Source organism: Fibrobacter sp., from assembly GCA_012523595.1.
In the GTDB taxonomy this organism is placed as follows: Bacteria; Fibrobacterota; Chitinivibrionia; order Chitinivibrionales; family Chitinispirillaceae; genus JAAYIG01.
Genome location: JAAYIG010000035.1, coordinates 22,322 through 30,679, shown reverse-complemented (window position 1 = coordinate 30,679; position 8,358 = coordinate 22,322). Strand labels below are relative to the sequence as shown.

Annotated in this window: 9 protein-coding genes and 2 rRNA genes; 8 read left to right on the top strand and 3 right to left on the bottom strand. The window is 44.1% G+C overall.

The annotated features are described in order from the left end of the window. The 6 genes from GX089_01845 to GX089_01820 form a co-directional block, all read left to right on the top strand. A 23S ribosomal RNA gene (locus GX089_01845) occupies window positions 1–1,270 on the top strand; the annotation flags it as partial. 65 nt (window positions 1,271–1,335) lie between these two features. Next, window positions 1,336–1,453: ribosomal RNA gene (rrf, locus tag GX089_01840) — 5S ribosomal RNA — on the top strand. Window positions 1,454–1,815: 362 nt separating this feature from the next. Continuing rightward, window positions 1,816–2,871 carry a nucleotidyl transferase AbiEii/AbiGii toxin family protein gene (locus tag GX089_01835; GenBank protein NLP01215.1) on the top strand — a complete coding sequence of 352 codons (1,056 nt, stop codon included), beginning with the start codon at window positions 1,816–1,818 and terminating at the stop codon, window positions 2,869–2,871. Beyond that, window positions 2,868–3,029, top strand: coding sequence for a hypothetical protein (locus GX089_01830; protein NLP01214.1), 162 nt, complete (start codon window positions 2,868–2,870; stop codon window positions 3,027–3,029). Before GX089_01835 ends, GX089_01830 begins: the two co-directional genes overlap by 4 nt. 8 nt (window positions 3,030–3,037) lie before the next feature. Continuing rightward, window positions 3,038–4,537 (top strand): glycosyltransferase family 9 protein, encoded by a 1,500-nt coding sequence (locus GX089_01825; GenBank protein NLP01213.1) that lies wholly within the window; start codon window positions 3,038–3,040, stop codon window positions 4,535–4,537. Further along, window positions 4,534–5,172, top strand: coding sequence for a class I SAM-dependent methyltransferase (locus GX089_01820; protein ID NLP01212.1), 639 nt, complete (start codon window positions 4,534–4,536; stop codon window positions 5,170–5,172). Before GX089_01825 ends, GX089_01820 begins: the two co-directional genes overlap by 4 nt. 133 nt (window positions 5,173–5,305) lie before the next feature. Here the strand turns inward: GX089_01820 and GX089_01815 are convergent, their stop codons facing one another. After that, window positions 5,306–6,082, bottom strand: a complete 777-nt coding sequence (locus GX089_01815) for a hypothetical protein (GenBank protein ID NLP01211.1) — start codon at window positions 6,080–6,082, stop codon at window positions 5,306–5,308. After that, on the bottom strand, window positions 6,079–6,441 hold the full coding sequence (locus GX089_01810; protein NLP01210.1) for a PilZ domain-containing protein: 363 nt from the start codon (window positions 6,439–6,441) through the stop codon (window positions 6,079–6,081). Before GX089_01810 ends, GX089_01815 begins: the two co-directional genes overlap by 4 nt. 192 nt (window positions 6,442–6,633) lie before the next feature. Between GX089_01810 and ispE the strand changes: the two genes are divergently transcribed. Together ispE and GX089_01800 are read left to right on the top strand one after the other, a co-directional pair. After that, complete coding sequence (ispE, locus tag GX089_01805; GenBank protein ID NLP01209.1) at window positions 6,634–7,485, top strand: 4-(cytidine 5'-diphospho)-2-C-methyl-D-erythritol kinase; 852 nt, start codon at window positions 6,634–6,636, stop codon at window positions 7,483–7,485. A gap of 57 nt (window positions 7,486–7,542) precedes the next feature. After that, a complete protein-coding gene (locus GX089_01800; protein NLP01208.1) occupies window positions 7,543–7,782 on the top strand; it encodes a hypothetical protein in 240 nt (79 codons plus the stop codon). On the opposite strand, the gene GX089_01795 is transcribed toward GX089_01800, so the two are convergent. After that, the gene (locus GX089_01795; protein ID NLP01207.1) at window positions 7,779–8,267 is read right to left on the bottom strand and encodes a hypothetical protein; all 489 of its coding nucleotides are present in this window, start codon (window positions 8,265–8,267) and stop codon (window positions 7,779–7,781) included. The genes GX089_01800 and GX089_01795 overlap by 4 nt on opposite strands. Window positions 8,268–8,358: the final 91 nt, after the last annotated feature.

Genomic DNA, 8,358 nt, shown 5'->3' with positions numbered 1-8,358 from the left:
CTCCGTAACTTCGGGAGAAGGAGTACTCATATGGGAAAAACTTAAACATATGAGTGGCACAGAGCAGGGAGGAGCAACTGTTTAACAAAAACACAGGATTCTGCAAAATTGTAAAGATGATGTATTGAATCTGACGCCTGCCCGGCGCTGGTGTAGCTAAATAGGCGGTGGGCTTAAATGCTCGTCGTTTTATACCCTCCTAGCAAGCGGCGGCCTTAACTCTGAGGGTCCTAAGGTAGCAAAACTCCTTGGCAGTTAATTACTGTCCTGCATGAATGGCGTAATGACTCCTCTACTGTCTCCAACATTCGCCCAGCGAAATTGACATTTCTGTGAACATGCAGAGTACTAACAGGTAGACGGAAAGACCCTATGAACCTTTACTGCTCGCACTTACCGAGAGTGCTTTGTGGTTCGTGTAGAATAAGTGGGAGCTTATCATGGATTGGCAGCAATGAAATACCACTCATACTACAGGCAGTCTCCAGGTACCGGATATGCGCGTATGCACCAGTACTAGATGTTTGTGCAAGGCAGTTTGGCTGGGGTGGCGGCCTGCAAAAAAGTAACGGAGGTGCACAAAGGTAGACTTCGATCTTTCTAATATAGATTCGAAAGCGTAATGGCACAAGTCTGCCTGACTGTGAGATTGACAGATCGAGCAGGGACTGGTTTATGGCTATTATACCCGTATTTTTGGCAGATGCCTCAGTGTCTTGGCTCGTATACGGCATGATAGTGTACAGTCGGTCATAGTGATCCGGTAGCCCAGAGTGGAATGGCTATCGCTCAACGGATAAAAGGTACTCTAGGGATAACAGGCTTATAACCCCCCGGAGTCCTAATCTACGGGGTTGTTTGGTACTTCGATGTTGGCTCATCACATCCTGGTGCTGAAGGTGGTTCCAAGGGTATAGCTGTTCGCTATTGAAAGTGGTACGTGAGCTGAGTTCAGAACGTCGTGAGACAGTTCGGTCCCTATCTTCTGTGGGCGTACGATATTTGAGAGGAGCTTTTCTTAGTACGAGAGGACCGGAAAGGACGTACCTCTGGTGTACCAGTTGTTCCGCCAGGAGCATCGCTGGGTAGCCATGTACGGAACGGATAACCGCTGAAAGCATCTAAGCGGGAAGCCAGCCTCAAGAATAGATATCGCGTGGGGGTTTCCCCCCTGAAGGGTCCTTGAAGACTACAAGGTCGATAGGTCACAGATGTAAGTCCAGTAATGGATTCAGTCGAGTGATACTAATAACCCGTGCGGCTTGATACTTTTTTACTTATATCTCTACCGCAATGTGTGCTTCATCAACAAGATTATGTCTGCCAAAAATATTTCTTGGTAGTTATAGCGCAGGTGATACACCCGTTCCCATCCCGAACACGGAAGTTAAGACCTGCAGCGCCGATGGTACTGTGTGGGACAACTGCATGGGAGAGTAGGTCACTGCCAAGTTTAATCTTAAGCCCTTGTCAATTGACGAGGGCTTTTTTTTTACCGCTGATTAAGATGATTTTGGATGATTGAAATGAATAAGAACAGATAAGCATGAATTTAAAACTATTGCACGCCACAAATCCGGTAAGCTGATTACCTTGATTAATTTAGTTTCTTAAAAAGATCTCTGCTGATACTGTCTCTTTCCTCTTTATCCTCTTTTTGGTTATTTTGATGATTGGTGTATGTGCCGGAAAAGATTGTGATGCTCCAGATAGTCTTAAAACCAACCTTTTATGTTGCCTCTTTCCAACAATTATGTTATAAAATAGAGTAAACTATTTTTAACTCTTCCCGCAATATCCTTCCCGGGGAAAAAAATGTCTACAGAATCCTTTTTTTCAAAAGAGCACATAGAAACATCCCGGCTGAATGCCTCGGCAGTATTGGCTGAGCAGGCGATCCATTGTCTCGAACTGGTTTCCGAACTGGCGGAAAGCGGTCTCTCTTTTATGTTTAAAGGGGGAAACTCTCTGCTGATGCTTCTGGAAAAACCGGCAAGGTTTTCCATCGATGTAGATATAGCTACTGACAAATCCAGAGAGGAAATTGAGCAGATATTGGACAAAATCGTTCAGAAATACGGACGGTTCAATAAATGGGAACGAAGGCAGCATAAGACAAAGCCCTGGATTCCACTGTCAAGTTACTATCTTTTCTACCGGTCTTTATACGATAATAGTGAAAACTGTTCGGTTATGCTCGATGTACAGATGATGCGCAGTCCTTATATGACCCAGTTCAAACCGGTTGCCTGCGGAACTCTCTACAAAAGTCCGGTAAGTGCCGAAGTCCCTCTGCCATCAAGCATTATCGGAGATAAACTGCTGACCCTGGGGCCAAATACACTGGGGATACCGCTGGGAAAGGGAAAAGAGGCGCAAAGGTTGAAGCATGTCTTCGATGTATCACGGCTTTTAAAAACTCTGCCTGCCTTATCGGAGATAAAAGAGAGTTTCAGAGCCTGCATAGGGCAGGAAAACAGAATCCAGCAGAAGGAAATTACCGAAAAAGAGATTATCAAAGATACCATGAGATTCTGCTGGTCGGTTGTTTTCTGCCAGGATACTCCGGAGCAGGAAAAGTGTTCACCTGTTTTAGCTGAAAATGCCAGAGGGATAGGGCCTTTTGCTGAGCATCTTTTTGATGCCGGTTATTGCTGGAGTGACCTTCAGACCGACATGGCCAGAGTAGCAATGTGCATATCTGCAGTTGGAGAGGAAAGCATTACAGACAGCCAGTTTATAGAATCACTTGAAGGAAACGGGAGTTGCAGTCCTCTTCCTGATGGAGTACTGGAAAATAACAGCTTTGCAAGGAAATACTGGGAAACAGTGTTCAAATGGACCGATGCAGATTTCCTGTTGGATGAATGATGGATAATCAGAATAATTCAGATTCTCTCTTAAAAGCCGTTGAGGAGGTCCGGAAAAAAGAGGGACGGATCAGACTCAGTGATATGGATCTTATTGTGCTTGCAGCAGATGAGATCTCCCGTACCTTTACATACGAAGAAAAAAACTACTCTGCCTGAAAAACAAGATGAAAAAAATACTGATAATTCTTCCCAACAATCTGGGAGATGTGATCATGGCTCTTCCGGTGCTTGCCGGATTGAAGGCAGAAGATACACCATGCCACATTACCTTTTTTGTTGAGGAGGGTTTTGAGGGCGGGCTTGTAAATAGTGAATTCTGTGACCGCATTTTCCTTTTCCCCCGCAAATCTATAAGAGATCTGACACGTTCATCTGACTGGCAGGATGGGATTAAAAAACTCAGTGATCTGATTTCAGAGCTTAAAGCTGAACAGTTTTCTCTTGTATTGAATTTATCCCAGCATTCCTATACTCATTACATCGCCTCTATTCTCGATAGTTCTGAAATAAGGGGACGTCAATACCTGAGAACTGGAAATCAGGCTGTCCTGGACAATTGGAGCCAGTATCTGTATGCGATACCCTTTTCGCGTCAGATCAATATGCTGCACGCTTCCGATGTTTACAAGAGAATAGCCGGAGTCAGAGGCTGTGTCAGTAAAAAGTTGATCCGTATTGGTAAAGATGAGAGGGAAAAAGCGATGAATTATCTCCAGAATGCTGGTTTTTCATCGCAGTCCCGGATAGCGGTTTTTCAGCCTGGCGCGGCTGTTGGTGCCAAAAGATGGGAACCCAAAAATTTTGTTGAGCTGGGAAAAATGCTTATCTATGATGGATATAAACTGCTTGTTACCGGTGCTCCTGCAGAAAGGGAAACAGCAGAATCTATCATGCGCCAGCTTGGACAATCATGCCATTCATCTGCAGGGAAAGTAAGTTTCAGGGAGACAATAGCATTGGTTGATTTGTGTGAAGTCTGTGTGACAGGTGATACAGCCCTCATGCATGCGGCATCAGCACTTGGGAAGCGTGTTTATGCACTTTTCGGTCCTACAAACCCGGTGGAAACCGGTCCTTACGGAGACGGGCATATTATTTTTTCGGGATTATGCAGCAGTCGGCCCTGTTTCTGCTTCAATTGCACTGCTAAAACATGTATGGAATCGATTACACCACGGAGCATCTATTCTGGTATAAACGGCAGATTCAATGAGATAAAGGGCTGTGATGTCTACCGCACCAGTATTGATCAGAACGGCACTTACAGGCTTCTTCCTTTGCTTCCGGAATCAGTTCCGTATTTTGATCCGAAAGGAGCAGACCTGGTAAGAAGGTGTTTTGAATCATCTGACAGTATCCCATTGGAGGATGTTTTGACGGATGAATACCTGAATCAGGCTGAGGAGTTTTGTGCCAGTGTAGAAGAGATTGAGCGGGCATTGGATTGCTTTTTAAGGGATAAACGGATCGAGCATATCAGACGCTATGATGAATTTCGTCAGGCGATGAACAACAGCACCGGAATAAAGGCTTTCTGGAATGCGATATTGAATATAAGGCTCAACAACATAGCTATTCTAAATGCCAAAGATTCGATCATGGAATGCCGGAGGGCATGCATGTTAACCCGCTTGCAGATTAGTTCCGCGTTGTCAAGAAGATGAAATGCCGTTTATGCTTATCTGACAGGCCTGTACTGCTTACCAGTGACAAGAGACGCAGGTTTTTTCTCTGTTCTGAATGCAGTCTTATCTTTGTACCGGACTCAGAACTGGTCAGTGTTGTACAGGAGAAAGAACGGTATGATCTTCATGATAACAGTCGGCAAAACAGTGGTTATGTTGAGTTTCTCTCTGAACTTATTCCACTCATAAAGAACTCAGGTATTTACAAACCATCAATACTGGATTTTGGAAGCGGCAAAAACGCGGTCCTTTCATCACTGCTTGATGAAAACAGATTAAGTTGCGATTCCTATGATCCGCTTTATGGTGTTCTGATCGATGAGAAACAGAAAAAGTATGATGTGATAGTTCTGTGTGAAGTAATCGAACATTTAAGAAATCTCAGAGAGGAATTGCGGCTTATAAAGAGTCTGCTCTCTGAGCGGGGGATAGTTGTTATCAGGACCAGGATGTATCCATCGGGAGACAGTTTTCCGGGTTGGTGGTATGCACAGGACATCACACATATAAACTTTTTTTCACTTGAAACCATAAGAAAAGTTGCCGGAATGATGGATGGCAGGCTGGAGGAAACGGAGTTTCCGGATATTTTTATTGTTCGGAGGGATTGTTGAAAGATAAGATTTCTCCTTGGGAACTCGTAGAAATGACAACCGGACTGTTGTCGAAATAGAAAAACAGACAGTTGTTGATATTGGAAAACATGTTTCGATACCGATGCCGATTCCGATTCCGATTTTCAGGATGTCATTCAGTAATTTCCTTTATAATTACACTGCCATTTTGTAAAGTTACGCAGTTGCAGGAGATGCTAATATCCGGTTCGAATCTTACCTCTGAATCGGATGGAAGGATTCCGAATGTGCAAAACGGGCTCGGGGCGCTTGAGTAGAGGATGTTATCGCGGAAGATGCAGACTCTTTTGTGTATGTGACCGAAAAACACGCCGGAAATTTTCGCAGGTGAACCGACCAGCAGTTTATGAAAGGAATCCCCGTTTATAAGAAGCATATCTTTGTCAAGCCAGGGACAGTCAAGCTGCAGGGCCGGGAAATGAATGAAGATCAGAACAGAAGATTCTGAGTGTTCATTCAGGAATTTATTCAGGAAGTCAGCATGTGATTCTGTAAATAGCCCGTGGGGATCGATCTCAGGCGCTCCTTTGGCATCTATAAACAGGAAGACATAGTTGTCTTTTTCGAAAAATTTCATGGGGCCGTATTTCCGGCAGGTACCTGTCTGCAGTAGTGAAGTAAATTCCGCTGAATCGTGGTTTCCATTGACAGTGTAAAGAGGGCAGGGGATTCCTGAAAAGAGGGATTTTGCAAGCTGCGCTGATGCCTGATCTGGTTTATTGATCAGATCTCCTGTATGGACAACAAAATCGAGGGGAATATTCTGTTTTTTTATCAGGTCAATCAGTCTGGATGCACACTGAAAGGTGTTTCTTCCGAAGAGAGAGAAATCTTCTGAACTGCCTATATGAGTATCACTGATGTGTATGAAGGAAACGTCAGCGGTCATTGTGATTGTGATTGACTCTGGAGTGTCTTTTCAACGAAATGACGAATCAGTTTTCTTTCCGCCAGACCAAGATTCTTAAATTGAACGCCGACTTCAGAGCTGTCATTTGATTTCTGGATGTGAACCACAATGGCATCGGTACGGATAATTACAATGGATTCGGGCAGAAGGAATGTCAGCCTGAGGGTCTGACCGGGAAGGAATTTTTTCTCGGCCAGAAATCTCATCCCGCTTTCGCTGAGATCCATGACCGTACAGATTTCCACAACCTCTGTAGTCGAGAGGTGTAATTCTGAAGTATAGATTTCGACAGTGACCAGCTCGGTTTCGACCCTGGTATGTGCTCTTCTTTCAATCATTCCCATTTTAATAAAATAGATAGCGGAAAATTGAAAGGAAATCAGCAATTTTTTACAGGTGCCTCAAAATCTGTTTCTGCTTTCCGGCTGGCAGGATAGATATTAATCTCTGCATTTGAATTATCTGAGCTTTTAAGTCATAATTCATGTAAAGATCCTGGTAAAACAGGAAACTGGATATAAAGGACAGGAATGGAACGAAAATCTTTCACACGCGTTACAATGGCTCTGGATATTGTGAGAAAAATCCAGGAAGGGCCATACAGCGGTTATCATGAGCTTGCAATAGTAAAACATCAGATAGATCTCCATGATATCATCTCTGTTGAGGATTCCTCCGGAACAGGGATAGAATGCGATGATCCCAGGGTGCCCTGCGATGAGAGCAATATATGCTGGAAAGCAGTTGATTTGATAAAGAACGAGTGTAGTGTTGATAAAAATGTGAAAATTCATATAAGCAAGCGGATTCCTGTGATGGGAGGGATGGCGGGGGGGAGCGCCAATGCTGCAACGATGCTGGAATTGCTGAATGAGTTGTGGGGGCTTGGGCTGAGAGAGGAGAGGTTGATGAGCCTTGGAAGGAAGCTCGGGATGGATGTTCCCTATTTTTTTAAGGGACAGACTGCTTTGGATTCTGAGGCTACCTGCTGCCTGGTACCGTTGCCGACTTCCCTGCGATTTGTATTCGTAATAGCTGTTCCGGATTTCGGGGTTTCAACAAGCGAGGTCTATCGGGGAATAGATTATTCGGTCATTAACAGGCAGCATGAAAAAACAGAGAAGATGCAGAGATGTTTCCTGGAGAATGATTGGAAAGGTGTTCTTGAATCGATGCACAATGATTTTGAGACCAGTGTGTTCAGATCTTACCCCAGGCTCAGAGAGTTAAAGGCACAGTTGCTGGAGGCAGGCTGTATGCAGGCAATAATGACCGGTTCCGGCTCAACTGTAATCGGAATCGCAGAAAATCTGCAGAAAGCAGAGGATATCAGAAGAAAGATTGATTGCCGGACTATTGTATCTTCAACACTTGAAAAGTGAAAAAGCTGAGGACTTTTCTTATATTATAAAGGGGTGAGTATTCCAAGAAGGTAAATCATGAAGAAAACATCTATATCCAGGACAAAGAATTTCAGATGGAACACGAAGCATGAGTTATATGCTTACTTCAAAGAAAACTATGGCCTGACAGAAGATATTATAGACAAAGAGATAGATGATGTAATGACACGGTTCCGGCCTCGGAAAGGGCAGATAATCAGAACCCAGGAGTTATGGCAGAAAGTGGGGCAGGAACTGGAGTCAAAGAGAAAGCCAACTTGTTTACCGGGTTCTTAATCATCCCGCCTGTCGTCGAAAACCCGCCTGTATCTGTAATCGTAAGGATCGTAGAAGTAATCCCCATACATCGGGTAACCAGAGTACCTCATCACACTTAATCTCAGCATTGTATTTTGCGATGGTTTCCAGGTCAGGGAGACATCAAAGGGGATACTCTTAAAGTATTCCATCGATTGAAGATTACTGGTTGTCAGGTTATGAGCTGATGAATAAGTGGAGAAGATCGGAAGACCGAAATTAAGGTTCAGGGTAACCGGGGCAGAAAAATGGTACTGAATCATAGTAGAGTAGAGGCTTTGAGATTTGAGATCGGAGATGGATGATCCACTGGACATCCCGAAGCTCAGACTGTGCTGGATGGAGAGTCTTGAAGGGTCCAGAAGCCCGGTTCCGGCCTGGCTCTCATTTGTTTCATAGTCATCTTTGGATTGTCCAAATACGTTTACCAGTAAACAGGCTAAGAGAATGAGTGTCTTTTTCATGCCGCCTCCTGAGTACACCTTCTTACAATTCGTGTATCCATAGGAAAATATTATGTGGACAAGGTAGCCTGATAAGAATAGTATAACAATT